22 protein-coding genes and 1 tRNA gene are annotated in these 18,868 nt (G+C 57.2%); 12 read left to right on the top strand and 11 right to left on the bottom strand.

Annotation, left to right across the window (positions count from 1 at the left end; genetic code table 11):
• Positions 1-2 precede the first annotated feature (2 nt).
• The 4 genes from SynPROSU1_RS01600 to SynPROSU1_RS01585 all read right to left on the bottom strand — a co-directional run bounded on the left by SynPROSU1_RS01600 (position 3) and on the right by SynPROSU1_RS01585 (position 3,970).
• Positions 3-1,262, bottom strand: a complete 1,260-nt coding sequence (locus SynPROSU1_RS01600; RefSeq protein WP_186571255.1) for a competence/damage-inducible protein A — start codon at positions 1,260-1,262, stop codon at positions 3-5.
• Positions 1,255-2,397 carry a glycosyltransferase family 4 protein gene (locus SynPROSU1_RS01595; RefSeq protein ID WP_186571254.1) on the bottom strand — a complete coding sequence of 381 codons (1,143 nt, stop codon included), beginning with the start codon at positions 2,395-2,397 and terminating at the stop codon, positions 1,255-1,257. The genes SynPROSU1_RS01600 and SynPROSU1_RS01595 overlap by 8 nt, the downstream gene beginning before the upstream one ends.
• 115 nt (positions 2,398-2,512) lie before the next feature.
• Positions 2,513-3,802 carry a serine hydroxymethyltransferase gene (glyA, locus tag SynPROSU1_RS01590; RefSeq protein WP_255444735.1) on the bottom strand — a complete coding sequence of 430 codons (1,290 nt, stop codon included), beginning with the start codon at positions 3,800-3,802 and terminating at the stop codon, positions 2,513-2,515.
• Between the two features lie 94 nt (positions 3,803-3,896).
• Positions 3,897-3,970, bottom strand: a tRNA-Arg gene (locus SynPROSU1_RS01585).
• Positions 3,971-4,058: 88 nt separating this feature from the next.
• On the opposite strand from SynPROSU1_RS01585, the gene SynPROSU1_RS01580 reads away from it, so the two are divergent.
• From SynPROSU1_RS01580 to SynPROSU1_RS01570, 3 genes are read left to right on the top strand one after another with little or no spacing between them, the layout of a single operon-like run.
• Complete coding sequence (locus SynPROSU1_RS01580) at positions 4,059-4,304, top strand: hypothetical protein (RefSeq protein WP_186571253.1); 246 nt, start codon at positions 4,059-4,061, stop codon at positions 4,302-4,304.
• Between the two features lie 39 nt (positions 4,305-4,343).
• On the top strand, positions 4,344-4,634 hold the full coding sequence (locus tag SynPROSU1_RS01575) for a DUF3181 family protein (protein ID WP_186571252.1): 291 nt from the start codon (positions 4,344-4,346) through the stop codon (positions 4,632-4,634).
• Positions 4,635-4,661: 27 nt separating this feature from the next.
• Positions 4,662-4,925: a cytochrome-c oxidase gene (locus tag SynPROSU1_RS01570; protein WP_186571251.1), complete on the top strand. Its 264-nt coding sequence runs from the start codon at positions 4,662-4,664 to the stop codon at positions 4,923-4,925.
• Here SynPROSU1_RS01570 and murJ read toward each other — a convergent pair.
• Positions 4,912-6,519 carry a murein biosynthesis integral membrane protein MurJ gene (gene murJ, locus SynPROSU1_RS01565; protein ID WP_186571250.1) on the bottom strand — a complete coding sequence of 536 codons (1,608 nt, stop codon included), beginning with the start codon at positions 6,517-6,519 and terminating at the stop codon, positions 4,912-4,914. The genes SynPROSU1_RS01570 and murJ overlap by 14 nt on opposite strands.
• A 68-nt stretch (positions 6,520-6,587) precedes the next feature.
• On the opposite strand from murJ, the gene sfsA reads away from it, so the two are divergent.
• From sfsA to SynPROSU1_RS01545, 4 genes are all read left to right on the top strand, one after another.
• Positions 6,588-7,352, top strand: a complete 765-nt coding sequence (gene sfsA / locus SynPROSU1_RS01560; protein WP_186571249.1) for a DNA/RNA nuclease SfsA — start codon at positions 6,588-6,590, stop codon at positions 7,350-7,352.
• Between the two features lie 104 nt (positions 7,353-7,456).
• Positions 7,457-8,929, top strand: a complete 1,473-nt coding sequence (locus tag SynPROSU1_RS01555) for an ammonium transporter (RefSeq protein ID WP_186571248.1) — start codon at positions 7,457-7,459, stop codon at positions 8,927-8,929.
• A gap of 110 nt (positions 8,930-9,039) precedes the next feature.
• Complete coding sequence (locus SynPROSU1_RS01550) at positions 9,040-10,239, top strand: 4-hydroxy-3-methylbut-2-enyl diphosphate reductase (protein WP_186571247.1); 1,200 nt, start codon at positions 9,040-9,042, stop codon at positions 10,237-10,239.
• Positions 10,240-10,300: 61 nt separating this feature from the next.
• Complete coding sequence (locus tag SynPROSU1_RS01545; protein WP_186571246.1) at positions 10,301-10,909, top strand: DUF1997 domain-containing protein; 609 nt, start codon at positions 10,301-10,303, stop codon at positions 10,907-10,909.
• Between the two features lie 22 nt (positions 10,910-10,931).
• On the opposite strand, the gene thiD is transcribed toward SynPROSU1_RS01545, so the two are convergent.
• Entirely contained in the window at positions 10,932-11,741 is an 810-nt protein-coding gene (thiD, locus tag SynPROSU1_RS01540; RefSeq protein ID WP_186572175.1) for a bifunctional hydroxymethylpyrimidine kinase/phosphomethylpyrimidine kinase, read from the bottom strand.
• A 217-nt stretch (positions 11,742-11,958) separates the two neighbouring features.
• On the opposite strand from thiD, the gene SynPROSU1_RS01535 reads away from it, so the two are divergent.
• From SynPROSU1_RS01535 to SynPROSU1_RS01525, 3 genes are all read left to right on the top strand, one after another.
• A complete protein-coding gene (locus SynPROSU1_RS01535; protein WP_186571245.1) occupies positions 11,959-12,390 on the top strand; it encodes a hypothetical protein in 432 nt (143 codons plus the stop codon).
• A 317-nt stretch (positions 12,391-12,707) separates the two neighbouring features.
• Positions 12,708-12,872 carry a hypothetical protein gene (locus SynPROSU1_RS01530; protein WP_186571244.1) on the top strand — a complete coding sequence of 55 codons (165 nt, stop codon included), beginning with the start codon at positions 12,708-12,710 and terminating at the stop codon, positions 12,870-12,872.
• A 56-nt stretch (positions 12,873-12,928) separates the two neighbouring features.
• Positions 12,929-13,330, top strand: coding sequence for a hypothetical protein (locus tag SynPROSU1_RS01525; RefSeq protein WP_186571243.1), 402 nt, complete (start codon positions 12,929-12,931; stop codon positions 13,328-13,330).
• A 4-nt stretch (positions 13,331-13,334) separates the two neighbouring features.
• Here the strand turns inward: SynPROSU1_RS01525 and SynPROSU1_RS01520 are convergent, their stop codons facing one another.
• Complete coding sequence (locus SynPROSU1_RS01520; protein ID WP_186571242.1) at positions 13,335-13,541, bottom strand: hypothetical protein; 207 nt, start codon at positions 13,539-13,541, stop codon at positions 13,335-13,337.
• Between the two features lie 318 nt (positions 13,542-13,859).
• On the opposite strand from SynPROSU1_RS01520, the gene fldA reads away from it, so the two are divergent.
• Positions 13,860-14,378, top strand: coding sequence for a flavodoxin FldA (gene fldA, locus SynPROSU1_RS01515; protein WP_186571241.1), 519 nt, complete (start codon positions 13,860-13,862; stop codon positions 14,376-14,378).
• 68 nt (positions 14,379-14,446) lie between these two features.
• Here fldA and SynPROSU1_RS01510 read toward each other — a convergent pair whose 3' ends face one another.
• From SynPROSU1_RS01510 to purH, 3 genes are all read right to left on the bottom strand, one after another.
• The gene (locus SynPROSU1_RS01510) at positions 14,447-14,656 is read right to left on the bottom strand and encodes a hypothetical protein (protein WP_186571240.1); all 210 of its coding nucleotides are present in this window, start codon (positions 14,654-14,656) and stop codon (positions 14,447-14,449) included.
• Positions 14,657-15,418: 762 nt separating this feature from the next.
• Positions 15,419-15,877: a DUF4079 domain-containing protein gene (locus SynPROSU1_RS01505; RefSeq protein ID WP_166015632.1), complete on the bottom strand. Its 459-nt coding sequence runs from the start codon at positions 15,875-15,877 to the stop codon at positions 15,419-15,421.
• A 55-nt stretch (positions 15,878-15,932) separates the two neighbouring features.
• Positions 15,933-17,495, bottom strand: a complete 1,563-nt coding sequence (gene purH, locus SynPROSU1_RS01500; protein ID WP_186571239.1) for a bifunctional phosphoribosylaminoimidazolecarboxamide formyltransferase/IMP cyclohydrolase — start codon at positions 17,493-17,495, stop codon at positions 15,933-15,935.
• A 55-nt stretch (positions 17,496-17,550) separates the two neighbouring features.
• Here purH and SynPROSU1_RS01495 point away from each other — a divergent pair, with 55 nt between their 5' ends.
• Positions 17,551-18,123 (top strand): alpha/beta hydrolase, encoded by a 573-nt coding sequence (locus SynPROSU1_RS01495; protein WP_186572174.1) that lies wholly within the window; start codon positions 17,551-17,553, stop codon positions 18,121-18,123.
• Here SynPROSU1_RS01495 and SynPROSU1_RS01490 read toward each other — a convergent pair whose 3' ends face one another.
• Complete coding sequence (locus SynPROSU1_RS01490; RefSeq protein WP_186571238.1) at positions 18,124-18,492, bottom strand: DUF3155 domain-containing protein; 369 nt, start codon at positions 18,490-18,492, stop codon at positions 18,124-18,126.
• Between the last annotated feature and the right edge of the window lie 376 nt (positions 18,493-18,868).

Genomic DNA, 18,868 nt, shown 5'->3' with positions numbered 1-18,868 from the left:
CCCTAAACCTGAGCGAGCAAGCGCAGACGCAGACGATCCAAGCCACGGATCACGCTCATCCTCTGAATGGCCTCCCGCCCCCTCCGCTCACCGAAATGCTGTACCCAGGCCTCACAGCCATCGGGACCGGCCAAGGCCAGATGCACCAAGCCCACGGGCTTCTCGGCACTGCCACCGCCAGGGCCGGCGATACCGCTCACCGCAATTGCCCAGTCGCAATTCAGGCGCTCCCGGGCGGCCCGAGCCATCGCCTCGACCACAGGCTGGGAAACAGCACCATGGGCTGTGAGCAGATTCGGTGACACCCCAAGCAAGGCCTGTTTCACCGCATTGCTGTAGGCGACGACGCCACCCTGGAACACCGACGAGGAGCCTGGAACAGCCGTAAGGGCTGCCGCCAAACCACCACCGGTGCAGGACTCCGCAACCGCCATCGTCTGGTGCCGTTGCTTGAGCAGGTCGATCACCACCGAGGCCAGGCTGTCTTCGTCCACGCCGTAGCAAAGGTCCCCCGTGCGACGTCGCAGCTCCGCTTCAAGCGGCACCAGCATCTGAGCGGCAGCCTCAGCACTCTGTGCACAGGCCGTGAGCCGCAATTTCACATCTCCGAGGGAGGCATAGGGAGCCACCGTTGGGTTGGTGGACGCCAACAGATCAGCAACACGCTCGGCCAGATCGGATTCACCAATGCCGCTGAAGCGGAGCTGACGGCTCACGAACACCCCGGAGGCACCACCATGCCCTTGGAACCAGGGGACAGCCGTCTCCGTCCACATCGCCTGCATTTCCGAGGGCACCCCCGGGAAGGTGAGGATGGTGAAATCGGGCAGCGGCGACCAGATCATCCCTGGAGCCGACCCCTTGGGATTGGGAAGAACCTCAGCGCCCCGGGGGAGATAAGCCTGGCTGCGGTTGCTGGAAGCAACTGGCCGGCCTCCTGCCGATAATTTTTGATGGATCTCCAGCCAGAGCTCGGGACGTTCCTCCAGGGGAGTCTCGAACGCAGCAGCCAAGGCCTCGGTGGTGAGGTCATCGGGTGTCGGCCCCAAACCTCCGGTCGTCACCAGAACCCTGCAACGCTGCGACGCTTCGCGCACGGCAGAAACCAGGCGATCCTTGTTGTCACCGACAACGGTCTGGCGGTAGTGCGGCAACCCCAAGCCAGCCAACTGTTCTGCGATCCATCGAGCGTTGCCATTGAGGATGTCCCCCAACAGCAGCTCCGTGCCTACACAGAGAATTTCAACACCCGATTCAGCCACGCGGCTCGCCAAGGGCTGCGGGATCAGCGGGTGTGGCACGCGGCGTGGTGTTCATCAAGGCCCGCTCGTGTTGCAGTTGGCGCCGGCTGATCACAACCGTTGCAACCAGAATGGCGGTCGCCAAAGCCAACCAGAGAAAGCGCATCTCAGCATTCGCCACCACAAGAGCCAGGGCTGCAAGCCACTGGGTGAAGACGTAGATCAACAAAACTGTGCGCCGATGACTGAACCCGGCACGAAGCAAGCGGTGATGGAGGTGCCTCCGATCGGGATAAAAGGGAGAGCGGCCTGCCCGCAGACGGCCCATGATCACGGCTGACATGTCGGCCAGCGGCAGCGAAAGAATCAGGAGCGGCAGCAGCAGGCTCACCGTTGTGAGCCCCTTGGCGGGTCCCACGATGCTGACAGCAGCAAGGGTGAATCCGAGGAAGTAGGAGCCCCCATCACCCATGAAAATGCGGGCTGGATTGAAGTTGTGTCGGAGGAAACCAAAGCAGCAACCAGCCAGAGCAGCGGCGAGAAATCCAGCAGCCACCTGATGGAGGGAAAAACTGACGGACACCAGTCCGACAGCAGCAATGCCAGCAACCCCAGCAGCGAGCCCATCAAGGCCATCCAACCAGTTGATGGCATTGGTGATCCCCACCAGCCAGACAACTGTCGCCAGCAGGCTGAGGCTGTCCGGCAAGGCAATGGGACCAGCGGAAGCGGTGAGCCAGGGGAGGTCGATAGCTCCAATCCGTACGCCCTGACTCCAAACCGCACAAGCCACGGCAACCTGTCCAGCCAGCCGCGGCCACGGGGAGAGAGCAAAGAGGTCATCTGCCAGGCCGATCAAGAAGAAGCAGAGCGAACCGGCCAGGGTGCCCCAAATCAGTTGATCCCTGGCCGGGGCCAGCAGTCCGAAGCCCCCCATTGACCAGATCGCCGCCAGTGCCAAGACAAAACCCAGCACCATGGCCACTCCCCCAAGTCTCACCATGGGGGTGACGTGCTGTTTGCGCTCATCCGGCTGATCGGTCCAACCAAAGCGCAGACCCAACCGTCGCACTTGAGGCACCAGCACCGTGGTGATCACCGCGGCCAGAAGAAAACTGACCGAGGCGACCGCAATAGGGCTGGCCAAGAGGTTCACGAATGCTCCAGAAAAGAGACGATCCCCCGGTCAGAAGGAGTCGTCCCAATCCTAAAGAGCCTGCAACCCGCACACCAGAAACCAGCCACGCTTGTCCATTCGGAAGCGCCGAACCTCACGCCAGAACCGGCTGCTTGCTGTCGGCATAGAGCGGGAAGCGCTCACAGAGCGCAGCCACCCGGTCAAGGCAACGCTGACGAATCCCATCATCTTCAGGGTTCAAAAGACGGTCGGCGATCACATCAGCGACCTCTTGGAAGGCTGGAACATCGAAACCTCGCGTGGTGAGCGCAGCGGTCCCGAGCCGCAGCCCGCTGGTGACGAAAGGCGATTCGGGGTCGAAGGGAACGGTGTTCTTGTTGGCTGTGATGTGCACATCACTCACCAGCAGGTCAGCCACTTTTCCAGTCATCCCGATGCCCCGCAGATCCAGCAGAACTACGTGGTTGTCGGTGCCACCGCTAACGACATCGATTCCGCGTGCGATCAACTGTTCAGCAAGGGCCGCCGCATTGGCGACCACCTGCTGGCTGTAAGCCTGGAACGAAGGCTGCAAGGCTTCACCAAAAGCCACTGCCTTGGCCGCGATGACGTGCTCCAACGGGCCGCCCTGACTGCCCGGGAAGACGGCCTTATCGAATTTTTTTGCGAAATCAGCATCGCGACACAGGATCAGACCACCGCGGGGACCGCGCAGGGTCTTGTGGGTGGTGGTGGTCACCACATCGCAATGGGGGACTGGGCTGGGATGCACGCCAGCGGCCACGAGGCCGGCGATATGGGCCATATCGGCCAATAGATAGGCACCCACTTCATCGGCGATGGCGCGGAACGCCGCGAAATCAATCGTGCGCGGATAAGCGGAATAACCACAAACAATCAGCTTGGGCTTGTGCTCCAGCGCAAGCTGCCGAATCGCCTCCATATCAAGGCGTTGGGTCCCCTTGTCAACGCCGTACTGAACAACGTTGAACCATTTGCCACTGACGTTGACCGGAGATCCATGGGTCAGATGACCGCCATGGGATAAGTCAAGCCCCATGATCGTGTCGCCGGGCTGCAGCAGAGCCAGAAAAACAGCGAAGTTGGCCTGGGCACCGCTGTGGGGCTGCACATTGGCCCAAGCGGCCCCAAACAACTGCTTGGCCCGCTCGATGGCCAGCTCTTCAATGGCATCAACGTGCTCACAACCGCCGTAATAGCGCTTGCTGGGCAGACCCTCGGCGTATTTGTTGGTGAGAACGGAACCCTGAGCCTGCATCACCGCACGGGACGCGAAGTTCTCCGATGCGATCAGCTCAAGATGGGTTTCCTGACGCTGCCGTTCCTGGTTGATGTACGCGGCGATATCGGGATCTGACTGAGCCAGATCTGCGTCGATGGCGCGTCCAGAAGCCTGGCTCATGAAGTGTCAGTAAAGCTTTGACCAATCGTAAGAAACCATTGCGATCAGCTCGACCGATCAACCAAAAAAAAACTGCCCTGAAGGGCAGTTGAAGCGCGCCTGGAGAGATTCGAACTCCCGACCCTCTGATCCGTAGTCAGATGCTCTAATCCGCTGAGCTACAAGCGCTTGCGTGGAACCATCACACCCCATCGAGGGTCCGCTCGTCAACTGGGTCCGGAGCGCGTCAGGATTCAGGGGTTTCTGAGCCTGAGCAATGCCGATCCGCTGGTATGGCCCCGCTAACCCTGAGGATCCGACATACCGGCATTTCGAACGCATCGTGAACCTCTGCCTGCACGGCGGCATCTTTGCCGCGGTGAACAGCGGCGGCTGGTTCCTACAGGAGATGCGCCATCCCTTTCCTTCAGGGAGCCTGACCTGGGTCACCGGTCTCTGGGCAACCCTGTGGCTCGGCCAGTTCATTTGGGTGATTCTTCAGCGGCCCAAGTCGGTTGAATAAAGCCAGCATGGATGTATTCCCCTTGATCTTCCTGGGCTGATGTCCCTTTCCGCCAGCGACCTACAGGACCTTCAAAGCGCTTTGGCTGATCGCCTCTACGTTCAGATCAGCGGCTGGCATCTTTATCTAGGCGATGCCGACCTGGCCTCCGCACTGGCCATCGAATGCAGTGCCCGCATCAATCAAGGTGCTGAAGTGGCAGCTCGGCAGGCTCTCGATGCTGTGAAGGTGCCGCTGGCGGGAGGTGCCAGCCAGCTGCCCCTCGCCAAGCTGATTCCACCCACCCAGCTGCGTGATCTGGAAGAGATCCTCGAGCCGTACTGCGGATAAGGTTGCAGTCCATCCGCCGCGGTTGGTGTGCTGATCATTGAAGTCACCAACTCGCGAGAAGTGGTCCGCCAACGCATCGGCCGACTGGGTGAACGATTGATTGGGCGGGTCGTGGATGCAGAAGCTCAGGTTGAAAAAGCCCTGATTCAAGAGCTGGAAACCGCCTTCAAGGAATTCGGGATCGAAGCGCGGATCGTTTCTGTTCAAGGACCACAACTCGTGGGTCGCGAACAGTTGGAACTTCCCATTCAGGTGCGTGAAGAGCGTGATGTTCGTCTCAGCGAGACCTGAATCGGCCCAGCACCAACTGTGAAATCTCACGCACCTCCTGCACCTTGAGTTGAGCACCGATCAAGGCAAACAGCACCAAACCCAGCAGGCCAGGTGCAGACACCTGCAGCAGCAGGCCCACGAGCCCTGAGGGCCAGCTAAAAGCAGCCAACAGAACCCAGGCTCCCCCAGCGGCCAGCAGACCAGCGATGGCCAGCCGCAAAAGATCAAGCCCCCAGCGCCGCAATGGGAGGCCTGAGATCCGTTGCTGCAAAGCAACCAAAAGGGCGAGACAGGTGAGCAGGTTGATGGCGACCGTGGCGAGCACCAACCCGGGCGCTCCGAAATTGAACGGCGACTGATTCCCCCAAGGGGTCGGGCCACCCACCAACAGCCAATCAAAAACCACATTCAGACCGATCCCCGCCAGCGAGAACCGAAAGGGCGTCGTCCCATCGCCGAGGGCATAAAAGACACGCACCAGCACATCCCGACCGAGGTAAGCCGGCATGCCCAGGCCGTAGGCCATCAGCAAACCCGTCACCAGCTGAGCCGCTGTCGCATCGAAGGCTCCACGCTCGTAGACCAGGGCGACGATGGGACCACCCAAGGCGATGAACAGACCGCCGAGAGGAATCATCGATGCTGTGGACAGCATCAGCCCCTGCCGGATCCGTTCGATCAGCTGCGGTCGATCGGCCGGCGCCGTGAGCCTGGCGAAGGTGGGCAGCAAGGGCACCAGGAGTGCATTCGAGATCAGGCCCAGCGGCGTTTGCACCAGCAAATTGGCGTACCCCAGACCCGCAGCCGCACCGACGATTCCAGAGGCGAAAAACAGATCCGTGAACACATTGATCTGAAGCATTCCGGACGACAGCGTCGCGGGCCCCATCACACGCCAGACCTCCCGCACGCCGGGATGCCGCCAGTCCCAGACCAATTGGAACCGAGCCAACCCCTGCTGGATCAAAGCCGGCAGCTGGATCAACCACTGCAATAAAGCCCCCACCAACGTGGCGAATGCCAACACCACACCTCCGGTCATGGCGGCGGACGGCAAGGCAATGTCAGCACCGAGCTGCCACCACAGAAGTCCCACAGCCAGGATCAAGGCCCCGCTGGACATCAGCGGTGAGATCGCCGGAATCCAGAATTCATCTGCAGCATTGAGGGATCCGAAGCCGAGCCCAATCAGTCCGGCCAGCAGCGCCATCGGTGCCATGACCTGCAGCTGAACCCTGGCGATGGCGTGAAGATCAGGCGCCAGACCCGGCCCCACCAGGGTGATCAGGGGATCCGCCGCCAGCACCAGAACGATCGTGACCAGCACAAGCAGAGCGCTGACGCTGGTGTTGAGCGCCGCAAGAATGTGAGCCCCTTCAGCCCGGGGGCGCCGGCTGAGAACACTCACCATGGCGCTGTGGAAAGGGCCATTGATTCCCCCGAGCAGGATCAAAAGAAATCCAGGCAGCACGTAGGCGTAGTTGTACGCGTCATAGGCAGCACCAACCCCGAAGGCCGCTGCGATCACCAGCTGCCGGATGAGGCCACCCACCTTGCTCAGCAGGGTGCCAAGGGTCACCACCAGTGCGATCCCCTTGAGTGAACGCGCCATTCCGCCCCCAGCACTGGGCGCATTGTGAATGCATCGCACGAGACCATGGGCCAATCTCAGCTGCTGCCATGACTGGCCTTCCCTCTCCAGGCGATGCCCTGCTGCGTTTTGAACCCCTAACGGAGGGCGTGCTGCTGAAGCGCTACAAACGCTTTCTGGCCGATGTGGAACTAAGCAGCGGTGAAACCGTCACGGCCCATTGCGCCAATACCGGTCCAATGACCGGTGTCTTGATCCCTGGCCAAAAGGTGCGACTCCGCCACGCACCCTCCCCGAAACGCAAGCTGGCCTGGACCTGGGAACAAGCCGAAGTTCCAGGTGCAGAGGGCAAACCCTGCTGGGTCGGCATTAACACCGCCCTCCCCAACCGCTTGATTCGGGCCACGATCGAAGCGGGTTGTCTCAACACTCAACTCGGTGCGATTGCGGGAATCCGCCGGGAGGTGGCCTACGGAACAAACAAGCGCAGCCGGATTGACCTCCTGCTCACCCCGGCAGAACAGAACCCCGATCAACGACTGATCTACCTAGAGGTGAAGAACACAACCTGGACCGACGGCAAAACAGCACTATTCCCTGACACAGTGACCGAGCGGGGCCAAAAGCATCTAATCGAGCTCATGGGTGTGCTCCCGGAAGCTCGGGCGGTGCTCGTGCCCTGCCTCAGCCGCCCAGATGTGAACGACTTTGCTCCCGGCGACAGTGCCGATCCGCGCTACGGAGAACTGTTTCGCCAATCCACCGACAGCGGCGTGGAGGTTCTGCCGTGCTGTTTCAGCTTTGCCGCCGACGCGGTGCATTGGCAGGGAGTGCGTCCAGTCAGACCAGTTTGATTTTTGGTAGCAGATCGAACATGGAAGGGGGCTCCCCCCAGGCACCTTGGTTTTGTTCGTCTGGGAACATTCCAGACGTGTCTCGCAGCTCTGCAACCTCGTTCATGACAACTGCATTCCAAGCGCCTCCAGAACGGCGGCGCAAAACACTCCAAGAGGCCAGCCTCCTGGAAGGCCCGATGCTGCTTCTCAAGAGCATCCGTGGCTTCAGCTCCAACCGCGCCATGACCTGGCTCGCCTGTGCGCCCTTGGCGCTCATGGGCCTGGGCATCTTCACGCTGTCGGCCAAAGCCGAAGAGCTGCCTGAGCTCTCCGCAGCATTTCTGGCCAACAACCTTTGGCTGCTGGTTGCCACCATCCTGGTGATCTTTATGAACGCCGGCTTCGCCATGGTCGAAGCAGGCATGTGCCGGCAAAAGAATGCCGTCAATATCCTCTCCAAGAACCTGTTCGTGTTCGCCCTTGCGGTGACCGCTTACTGGTTCGTGGGCTACTCCTTCATGTACGGCGATTCCGTCATCGACGGTTGGCTGTATTTCGCAGGCTTCTTCTTCGATCCAACCGTCACCGCTGAGACCATCAGCGATGCCGGCCTGGTTCCCACCGTTGATTTCCTGTTCCAGGCGGCCTTCGCCGGAACCGCCGCCACGATCGTTTCTGGTCTTGTGGCTGAGCGGATCAAGTTCGGCGAATTCGTGATCTTCGCCCTGGTCCTCACCGCCTTCATCTATCCAGTTGCTGGCAGCTGGGAATGGAACGGTGGCTGGCTCAACAGTGTTGGCAGCGTCGAATTCATCGACTTTGCTGGTTCCTCGATCGTGCACTCCGTCGGCGCTTGGGCCGGCCTCGTCGGGGCCATGCTGCTCGGACCCCGCATCGGCAAGTACGTCGATGGCAAGGTTCAGGCCATTCCTGGACACAACATGTCCATCGCCACCCTTGGCGCTCTGATCCTCTGGATCGGCTGGTACGGCTTCAACCCCGGTTCCCAGCTAGCCATGGACCAGTGGGTTCCCTACGTGGCCGTCACGACCACCCTCGGCGCTGCCGGCGGTGCTATCGGTGCCACGGTGATCTCCACGATCACCTCTAAAAAGCCTGACCTGACCATGATCATCAACGGCATCCTGGCCGGCCTGGTGAGCGTGACCGCCGGTTGCGGCAACCTCACTCTGACGGGGTCCTGGGTGGCTGGTCTGGTGGGCGGCATCATCGTCGTCTTCTCCGTCGCAGCTCTCGATGCCGCAGGCATCGACGACCCCGTCGGCGCTTTCTCCGTGCACGGTGTGTGCGGCGTGTGGGGCACGCTCGTGATCGGTCTCTGGGGCTACGACGTCCAAGGCGACGGCTCCGGTCTCGGCCTTCTGGTCGGAGGCGGCATCGACCAGCTCGGGATTCAGGCCCTGGGTGCTGGTGCCTATGCCATCTGGACCGTGGTGACCTGCTTCATCGCCTGGCAGATCATCGGTTCCCTCTTCGGTGGCATCCGCGTCACCGAACAGGAAGAAACCGAAGGTCTGGACATCGGCGAACACGGCATGGAGGCCTACGCCGGTTTCTCCACCATCAACAACTGATCCACTTCAGACACTGTTGTTGTTCTCAAGCCCGGCCGATCGGCCGGGCTTTTTTACTGCCCGACTCGCCGCTTCAGGCCACATAGAGTTACCTCACTCCAGCGCCCTCCATGGACACCCACGCCTTCAAGCGCTCCCTCCACCATTCCGAGCGTTACAACCGGCGAGGCTTCGGGCGTGCCGAGGAAGTGGCGGAAAGCCTCGAGCAGGCCTACCAGAGCGGACTGATCGGCACGATTCGGGATAACGGCTACCGGCTTGAACACGGTCGGCTCAACGTTCGACTGGCGGAAGCCTTCGGGTTTTGTTGGGGTGTTGAACGTGCCGTAGCGATGGCCTACGAGACCCGCAGGCACTACCCCAGCGAGCGTCTCTGGATCACGAACGAGATCATTCACAACCCCTCTGTGAACGATCATCTCAGGGAGATGAATGTGCAGTTCATTCCTGTCGAACAGGGGGTGAAGGATTTCTCCGGTGTCACCTCCGGTGATGTGGTGATTCTTCCGGCATTCGGCGCCACCGTTCAGGAAATGCAGTTGCTGAATGAGCGGGGCTGCCACATCGTTGACACCACCTGTCCCTGGGTCTCCAAGGTGTGGAACACCGTGGAGAAACACAAAAAGCACACCTTCACCTCGATCATTCACGGCAAGGTGAAGCACGAGGAGACCCTGGCCACGAGCTCATTTGCCGGGACCTATCTGGTGGTGCTGGATCTGGAAGAAGCGCAGTACGTCGCCGACTACATCCTCGGCAACGGAAACCGTGATGCCTTCATCGAGCGCTTTGCCAAAGCGTGCTCCCCTGGTTTCGATCCCGACAGAGACCTTGAACGGTTGGGAGTCGCCAACCAGACCACGATGCTCAAGAGCGAAACGGAGGAAATCGGACGTCTGTTCGAGCGCACGATGTTGAGCAAATACGGTCCAACCCAGCTCAACGATCACTTCCTGGCCTTCAACACCATCTGCGACGCGACCCAGGAGCGTCAGGACGCCATGTTCTCCCTGGTGGATGAACCGTTGGACTTGATGGTGGTGATCGGCGGTTTCAACTCGTCCAACACCACCCACCTGCAGGAGATTGCCATCAGCCGCGGCATCCGCTCCTTTCACATCGACACGCCCGAGCGCATTGACGTTGGCAGCAATTCAATCGAGCACAAACCACTGGCCGCCGAGCTCTGTCGTGAGGGAGATTTCCTGCCTAAAGGCCCCGTCAAGGTGGGAATCACCTCAGGCGCCTCAACCCCAGACCGAGCTGTGGAAGAGGTGATCGAAAAACTGATGCAATTGAGCGAAAACTGAATCTCAAGGAGCTTTACATTGGTTCATCTTTAGTCCGCCCTTCGCTGGCAGCTCCTCATCCGTGACGGTCTTGTCGCCCACTGAAACCGACAATCAGCTTCACGGTGCCGATCCTCAGGTGCGCTGCTACAGCAGCCATTTCGAAGATTCAATGCACATGCTGGCTCCCCAAGCGGTGGTGGCGCACTACCTGGATGACCATCAGAGCTGGTTTAAGCGTTGCGCCAGTCCGATGCAGGTTGAGGCTATCGATCAGCAGTCCTACAGCCTGACCCTGGGACGGTTCGGCAACTTCGGCTTCGAAGTGGAGCCAACGATCGCTCTGCGGCTGCTGCCGCAACAGGAAGGGATCTACCGCATCGAAACCGTGCGCACGGTGCCGCAGCCCCTCGCACTGCGGAATCACTATGACGTCGACTTCCGCGCTGGGATGCGACTGATCCCCGAACAGGAGAACACTTCAGTGCAGTGGGATCTGGATCTCAAAGTCTGGATCCGGCTGCCCAAGGTGATTGCGATGCTTCCGGATCAGTTGGTCCAGAGCAGCGGTGACCATCTGCTGAAGCAGATCGTCCGTCAGATCTCGCGTCGGCTGACCTGGAAGGTCCAAGAGGATTTCCATGCCAGCCGTGGACTGAGCTGCCCACCCCGTCAGCGGGCAGCCTTCTAGAGCAGCAGGGATGGGGCTTAGCTCACGGGCTCAGAGGTTCGATCCTGTGGCCAACACACCCAGGTCCATGTCCAAAGGCAACCGCCTGGAGCAATGCTTGGTTGACATAGATCTTGGCCTGAATCACGGCATCTGCGAGTGGTCGACCAAGAACGAGCGCAGCCGTGATTGCCGCACTGAGGGTGCACCCCGTCCCGTGCGTGTGGGGAGTCGTAATTGCGGGTTGTGATCGCCAGACGCCAGGAGCATCACCAGAACAAAAAAAATCCTGACCTGCCAACTCAGGCAAACCGCCACCTTTAATCAGCACGGCCTGGGGACCACGCTCCAACAAGCACTGAGCCGCATGCTCTACATCGACCTTGCCATTGATCTCGCGGCCCGTGAGAAGAGCAGCCTCGTGCAGATTGGGCGTCAACAACGTGGCGAGCGGGAACAGAAGTTGTTGATACTTCGCGACGGCATCTCCACTCAACAGCCTTGAGCCCGCTCGAGACACCATTACCGGATCAACCACGGTGGAACCCTCGAACAATCGCAATGCATCAGCGACAGCCTCCACGAGCTCCGACGAGTACAACATCCCCGTTTTCAACGCAGGAATAACGAGATCCGAACAAACAGCCTCGATCTGCTGAGCAACCGAATGACAACTGAGGGGTTCAACATGCGTGACACCAAGACTGTTTTGAGCCGTGACACACGTGATCACGGATGCACCGTGAACATCGAAGTGCTGAAAGGTTTTGATGTCTGCCTGGATACCAGCACCACCAGCAGAATCGCTTCCACCAATCGTCAGCGCCGACAAGCAGCGCCCCGGGCTTTTCATCATTAATCAACCTGCAACGAATCAGACATCAGCCGATTCACATTAGGCAAAGATCAGTTTCACCATGAGCAACAGCCCTTGCTCACTTGTAAAACCTACTCGCCATTTCGGCAAAAAACGAAAATTCTAGCGACTTTGAGCCCAGCATCTCGCTCAATTTGATCGGCCATAGGGCAAAAACGAATACTGATCGCCGTAACAGAAACTGAGCAAGGGAATGGGGCAATTAAATCTTATAGCGTTTGCCGATCCCGAGTCTAACTACTACGTTCAGACGAGCTGGCAAACTGAACGCGTTGGGAGTCGACAGCTCATGCCTTCAAAAATGCCTGACTGGAGCGATCAATTACAGGAGATCGGCTTCGAGAGAACAAAGCAAGCCGATGGCGCGGTGTGCCACTGCTACCAAGCGATGCAGCGCCGCAACTCTTTTTGGACCCTGATCACGGTGAAGCAAGTCGGCCGACCTCACCCAGACGCATGGCAGGTAACATATGCACGCTCTGAAATACAAGTTGGCCTCTGGAAAATACACGAGGCTGTAAAGAATTTAGAGGTCATTGTTTATACAAAAAGCAGACACATGCTTGACGAAATCAAAACAGAAATGCAACGGCAACCAGATTTATTACGCAGAATCAGCAACTGAGAAAGCACCCGTTCAAGTCTAGGCATGCGCAAAACTTACCAAAAAGGAAAGATCACAGAAACCATGGACATCAACTTACGCCATACATGCGAAGGCATGAGACATGGCTGATACCACTTTAAATTCAAGCGAATAAGCGTTAGCTTGCGATCCGCAAGATTGCCCTGAGCTATGACTTCAAATTAATCCATAGTTAAGAAACTTTTGAACGCCAAAAGCCTTGTCAAACCATTGAAACATCCTTCCAATTACTACACTTAGGCTAGAGCCTTTCGAGCATTATTGCCGCTTACACTCAGCACGTTAGGCCAGGCTTATTGCTGATCAACCTTACAAACCAAGAATCCGATGCAAGAATGGACACTGGACTTCAGGGCGTGCTCTTTGGAACAGTTAAAATGCAAAAGCACGAACATGAAACATCAACACTTTATTTCGCAATTATCAGCATTATGACCTTCCTCAGCCGCAGCACTTATTGAACGTACTGCTTACTAAATGCGTCACCTCAACGACTGAAACCATAGGGAAAAACGACATGATCAAGCGGCCCCGCCTGGACGTTGAAGCCTTTGAGCTTGCCCTCGAGAATGCGGGTTTGGACCCCTCTGAGCTGGAGATCATTGAGCACATTCGATACATCGGCATCTTCGACGAGCTTTCACTAAGGAAATCACTCGCACTACCTACCAAACCACCCGCGCTTTACCGTCTCAATAAAGCCTGCGAAAAAATTGCTGTGCAACTGCCTGAACAGGCTCAGCAAATGCTGAAATGGTCTGTCAGTCAAAGCCCGGATCAAATCAGCTGGACAGGCAATCTGGTGTGCAGTATTGGCTTCAACGCAGACGGAGAACGACTCGAACCCGAATCAGGCACAGTGCTGTACCACACATTTGTTGTTCACAAAGAGCTGTTCAACGGCCTTGGTGATACCTGACCAGTTATTTGGAATGCATCACCGATGGTCCAGCAACGGCCCCCGGCGACGCCTTGAGCCCAAGGGCCCAAGATTCATCGACAATGCAATCCGATTTATCATCAAAAACCACAGAGCTGAGCATTTCTATAAACAGCAAATCGGAAAAATCCACCACAAAAATCAGCACAAGAGTGCAGATAAACTCCACATCTTTTAGCAGGATTACCACAGCAAGACTGATGGAATAAATTACAGCTACTAGAGGCAAAGTCGCGGAACACAATCATTTAGACGGCCAACAAAATTTAAAGAAATGGGAGCGCAAGCAAATGAATACTCTCAAATATGAACAAAAAAAGAAAAGCAAATTAGCGCTTCAAGGGTCCAGCTTGATATCAAGCATACACGAATACATATTCTTGATCCCACCAATAGGAATAGACTTAGAAACCAGACGCATCAGTAGCTTGCATGACATCGACACGTCAAATAAGTGCTTGGTCTCATCTCAAAATTGTTCATAATCCATTCACTTGAGATTTGCTTCATGCGCTTTACTATCGTTTATGCATCAGCAACCGGCCATACAGAAGACATAGCAGAAAGGCTAAGGATATTATTGCCAGGATCAGAATTAAAAGATCTTGACAGAATAGATTTTACAAAAGAACTAGAAGAGTCTGAAGCTTTAATTTGCTGCACACCAACCTGGAACACTGGCTCTGATATTAAAAGATCAGGCACATCATGGGACGAACACATTGACAACATTCCCCATCTATCGCTAAAAGACACACCCATTGCGATAGTAGGCCTGGGAGACTCAGCTGCATTCAGCAAATATTTCTGTGATGCCATGGAAGAACTTTACAAATCATTCAAATCTGCAGGAGGCCGAATGATTGGCCATGTATCAACTGACCAATATATTTTTGATGAGTCCAAAAGTGTTATCGATGGAATGTTTTGTGGATTACCCATTGACGAAGACAATGAATCAGAAAAAACTGATGACCGCCTACAGGCCTGGTCAAGGGCAATCACTCAAGAAGCCAATACATTATAACCTGGAAAACGAAATACATGGCACAATTAAACCAAAGCTAAATTAGAATTTAGCCGACCTACTGCAGATCAGTTATCACGTGCATTGTTGAAATTTACTTTCATAAAATCAACAGGCAGCCCACCACAAATAGAAACAATGATTGGAGTCATCACCATCGCAAAGACCAACAATCCAATCGGCTGCTTGGTCGACTCATGAACAGCTTGAGCAAGAGCTCCTCCACACATTAAAATATAAAAGGTAGAGAACATGATGGTCTTCAAAGTGCTTTTCATAGATTCTTCATGATTTCGATTAAATCAATGACAGCATTTAACATTGATACAGAGAAGTCCCCGAAATGATGCGCATACACGCATCCCTCAGGAGAGCACAAACAATAGAACGAATAAAACACAACTTGCATCAAAAGATAATCAAGGACATTCCTTTTCAATCAAAGCGAAGTAAAATTCAGTAATTAATCCTTGGCTCAAGAAAATATAATATCAAAAATTTCTTGCATCATGCATCAAGACTATACGGCGATTGCGCTTCTTTTGTTTACTGCAATACCACTCGCAGTCGTTGCAGCAACTGCATTTTTTTACATCAAAAGCAACGAACGAAAAACACCACTCAAGGGAGAGGATTTTTATCGTTAGTGGCCAGAACAAAACCGAATCATCTCAACGCTGTTACTGATCCAGCTCCTCGACCGACATCCAGGTTCTAGAACAGCTTCTACAGCAACGGCCTTCGTGCGAACACCTTGATGAGTGCATCAAGGGATCCAGCGACGCGGTAATGGCGACTATCCCTCTCATCATCAGCACCAACCAGAGCTTGCCCCAGGGGTCATGGCGCTGGCCAAACTTTTTAGGCAGCAGCTCTTTGCGCTGTTCTGACATCCCAGCGCAGCTTGTCTCAGCCTTACTTCAACAATCCAGGGTCCTAGGAACAGATGGCGTGCAACTCGCCCTCCACGTGGAGGGTTGTCCAGGCCACCGCGTTAAAGGGCTGCCCACCCCGTCAGTGGGCAGCCTTCTGAAGGATCTTCAGCGGTTGGTCCAGATCTTGTTGACGATCTCCATTCCGCTAAAGGCCTGCCAGAGGAACAGCGTCAGCATGCCCATGTTCAGTCCCACATGAGCCTTGCGCGCAATCAAATTGCCCCGTTGCATGAGGGGTGAGAGCGACGCGGCAACAGCGATCATCCCTGTCATGGCCAGACCCACCAACAGATGCGGTCCAACGAACAATTTGCCGTTGTTCAGATAGGTCACAGCCATGCCACCCAGCGTGCCGAGGGTCATCACCGCTAAGAGGATGCTGCCCCAGAGGTAATGACGCTGGGCAAACTTTTTCGGCACCAGCTCTTTGCGTTGTTCTGGCGTACCAGTGCGTGTTTTCTTGGCCTTGATCCCCAGGTAAAGAGCCCAACCACCAGTAGCGAGCAGGCCCCACTCCGCTAAAGGGTGAGCGAAATTGAGGCTGAAGGGAAGCGTGGCGAGCATCGGGGGGGAGTCTTCAGTGACGCGAGGCTAGGGGGCCGCCGCCCCCCCACCAGCATCAGTGCAGGAAATGGCGGCGCCCCGTGAGCTGCATCGCCAGACCGAGCTCATCACAGGCCTTGATCGAATCGCCATCGCGCATGCTCCCGCCGGGATGGATAACAGCGGTGATGCCATGGCTGGCGGCCAGACGCACTGTGTCGTCAAAGGGGAAGAAGCCATCACTGGCCAGCACCGCTCCCTGGGCTTGATCACCGGCAGCCTCCAAGGCAATCCGGGCCGATCCCACCCGATTCATCTGGCCAGCACCCACACCGAGGCTCTGGCCATCCCGAGCCACCACGATGGCGTTCGAGCGAACGTGACGCACCAATCGCCAGGCAAATTCCAGGTCCAGCTTTTCCTGGGGTGTGGGCGGACGCTGGCTGGCCACGGTCCAGTCGGCCGGCGTGATCGCCTGATCATCCAGATCCTGAACCAGAAGCCCGCCGAGGATGCTGCGCACATGATCCGGACCGGCCGCATCAATGGCCTGAGGAGCCAATTCCAGAAGCCGCAGATTTGCTTTGGCCGCGAGCACCTCCCGAGCTTCAGGAGTGAAACCCGGTGCCACGACACATTCCAGGAACAGGCTGGTGAGCTCACGGGCCGCCGTGGCTTCCACCACACCATTCATGGCGATGATGCCGCCGAAGGCACTGACCCGATCTGCATCCAAAGCCCGCGTCAACGCCGCAGGCAGCGAGACGCCGATCGCCACACCACAGGGATTGGTGTGCTTGACGACGACGGCCGCCGGTTGCAGCGCCGGTGCGGCACCGTCGGCGCCATAACCGAACTCACGCACCGTGGCGAGGGCCGCCTCCAGATCCAGAAGGTTGTTGGTGCTCAGCTCCTTGCCCTGCAGCTGCATCGCACCGCCCCAACCCTGCTTGGGATGGGTGAACCAGCGGGCTTTTTGGTGGGGATTTTCGCCGTACCGCAGGGTCTGACGCAGCGGAACCGCTTCCAGCCAGGGGCTGTCTTCCGCTGAATTTTGCTGGGCCATCCAGCGGCTGATCGCAGTGTCGTACGACGCGGTGTGCTGGAACGCTTCAAGGGCCAATTGGCGACGCAAGCCCGAAGGCACACTCCCGCCCGACTCCACCATGGCAGTCAACAGACGGTCGTATTGATCAGGGCTGGTGAGGACGGCCACATCGGCATGGTTCTTGGCTGCCGCCCGGACCATGGCGGGACCACCGATATCGATATTCTCAATGGCCTGGTCCCAGCTGACGTCAGGCCGGGCAATCGTTTCTCTGAAGGGATAAAGGTTGACCACCACCACATCGATGGGGGCGATGTTCTGCTGTTCCAGATCTGCTTGGTGTGCAGCATCTTCCCGTTTGGCAAGAATGCCGCCATGCACCCTTGGGTGCAATGTTTTCACCCGACCACCAAGAATTTCTGGAGCACCGGTGTGCTCCGACACACGGGTCACCGGCAGGCCCGCCTGCTCCAGCACCTTGGCCGTGCCTCCACTGGAGAGCAATTGATAGCCATGGGTCCGATGCAGGGCCTCCGCCAGAGGCACCAGCCCGGACTTGTCGGAAACACTCAGGAGAGCGACAGGAGCCATCGCAGGGTCGTGACTGGGTCGTGAGCCAACCTACGCAGCAGTGATGTTGATGCCCATGGATGGCCGGCTGGTGCTCCTCCACGGATGGGGAGCCAACGGAGATGACCTGAAACCCCTGGGTGATCAGCTTGCACGTGAATCCTCCAAGACCCTTGATGTGGTCTGCCTGGAGGCCCCTGAACTGCACCCAGACCAACCGGGGGGGCGCCAGTGGTACGGCTTGTTCCCGGCACAGTGGAATGCCGTGCCCGAGGCAGTTGACCGTCTGAAGGCTCAACTGCAAGACCAGTGCGGGGCAGGCATTGGGATGAAACAGACGGTGGTGTTCGGGTTTTCACAGGGAGGCGCCATGGCCTTGGACTGCGGCTGCTCCCTGCCCATCGCCGGGGTCATCAGCTGCAGCGGCTATCCCCATCCCAACTGGGCTCCACCCGCGCAGCACCCCCCCGTGTTACTGATGCACGGTGACGAAGATCCGGTGGTGCCGTTCCAAGCCATGCAAGCGATCGCGTCGCAGTTGCAGTCGGATCGATGTCACACCCTCACATTCAACAACGGCCACACCATCCCTCAAGAGATGATGCAGCCGATGTTGATGTTTATCGAGCGAGTGCTGGAGCGTCTTTGATCAAACAAAGGCGTACTCGTACTCCTCCATTTCTTCCCAATCATCGGCACCAAGCTCAAGGCCTTCAAAGAGCTGGTCCTCACCGATTGAATCAACAATGATGCGCAACGATGGAAAGAGGAAATGGTTCTCTTCGGCGTATTGCGCACTGAAAAGACCCTTCTCACCCCAGAAGAAACGATCAGTGGTGTGCTCGTTGCGGCGCACGTTCAGAAGAGCCGGTGGCACCATTCCAGCCTCAGCGATGTACCGACGAGCCGCAGTAACGGGCTTGTACTCACCGGTTTCGAGGTGGTGGGTTGGCACATGCGCCAGGACCCGTTGACCTGCCAGGCGACGACGACTGATGCGCTTGCGCTTCTTGGACATGGAAGGGCTCCGATACGAAAGGAAGAACAGGGTGATTCGTCAGAACAGACGGAATCCGTTTCGGCGAAGACCATCACCACGGAATCGTCAGTAGCCGTCGGCGTAAAACGCCAGACGCAAGGGACCGCGTTGAGGCGATTGAGGACAAACCACAATCACCTGCAGAACACCAACACCCAAGCGAGAAGCAGCCGAGGACACATCAACCTCTGCTGTAGCTTTGGTTGCAAAACAAATGCAACCTTTGTGAGAGATGGCGGGCGTCTGTTCACAATGAACAGCGCCTTCGGTCGATAGGAGGATCTTAAGACTTTTCCCAGATTTTTCAAGTCCCCCTCGCGCAGGCTTGCTTGAGCGCGTGAATTGATCGGCCGGA

Source organism: Synechococcus sp. PROS-U-1 (assembly GCF_014279755.1).
In the GTDB taxonomy this organism is placed as follows: Bacteria; Cyanobacteriota; Cyanobacteriia; order PCC-6307; family Cyanobiaceae; genus Parasynechococcus.
The sequence above is the reverse complement of the archived record's forward strand: the minus strand, read 5'-3'. Positions and strand labels throughout refer to the sequence as shown.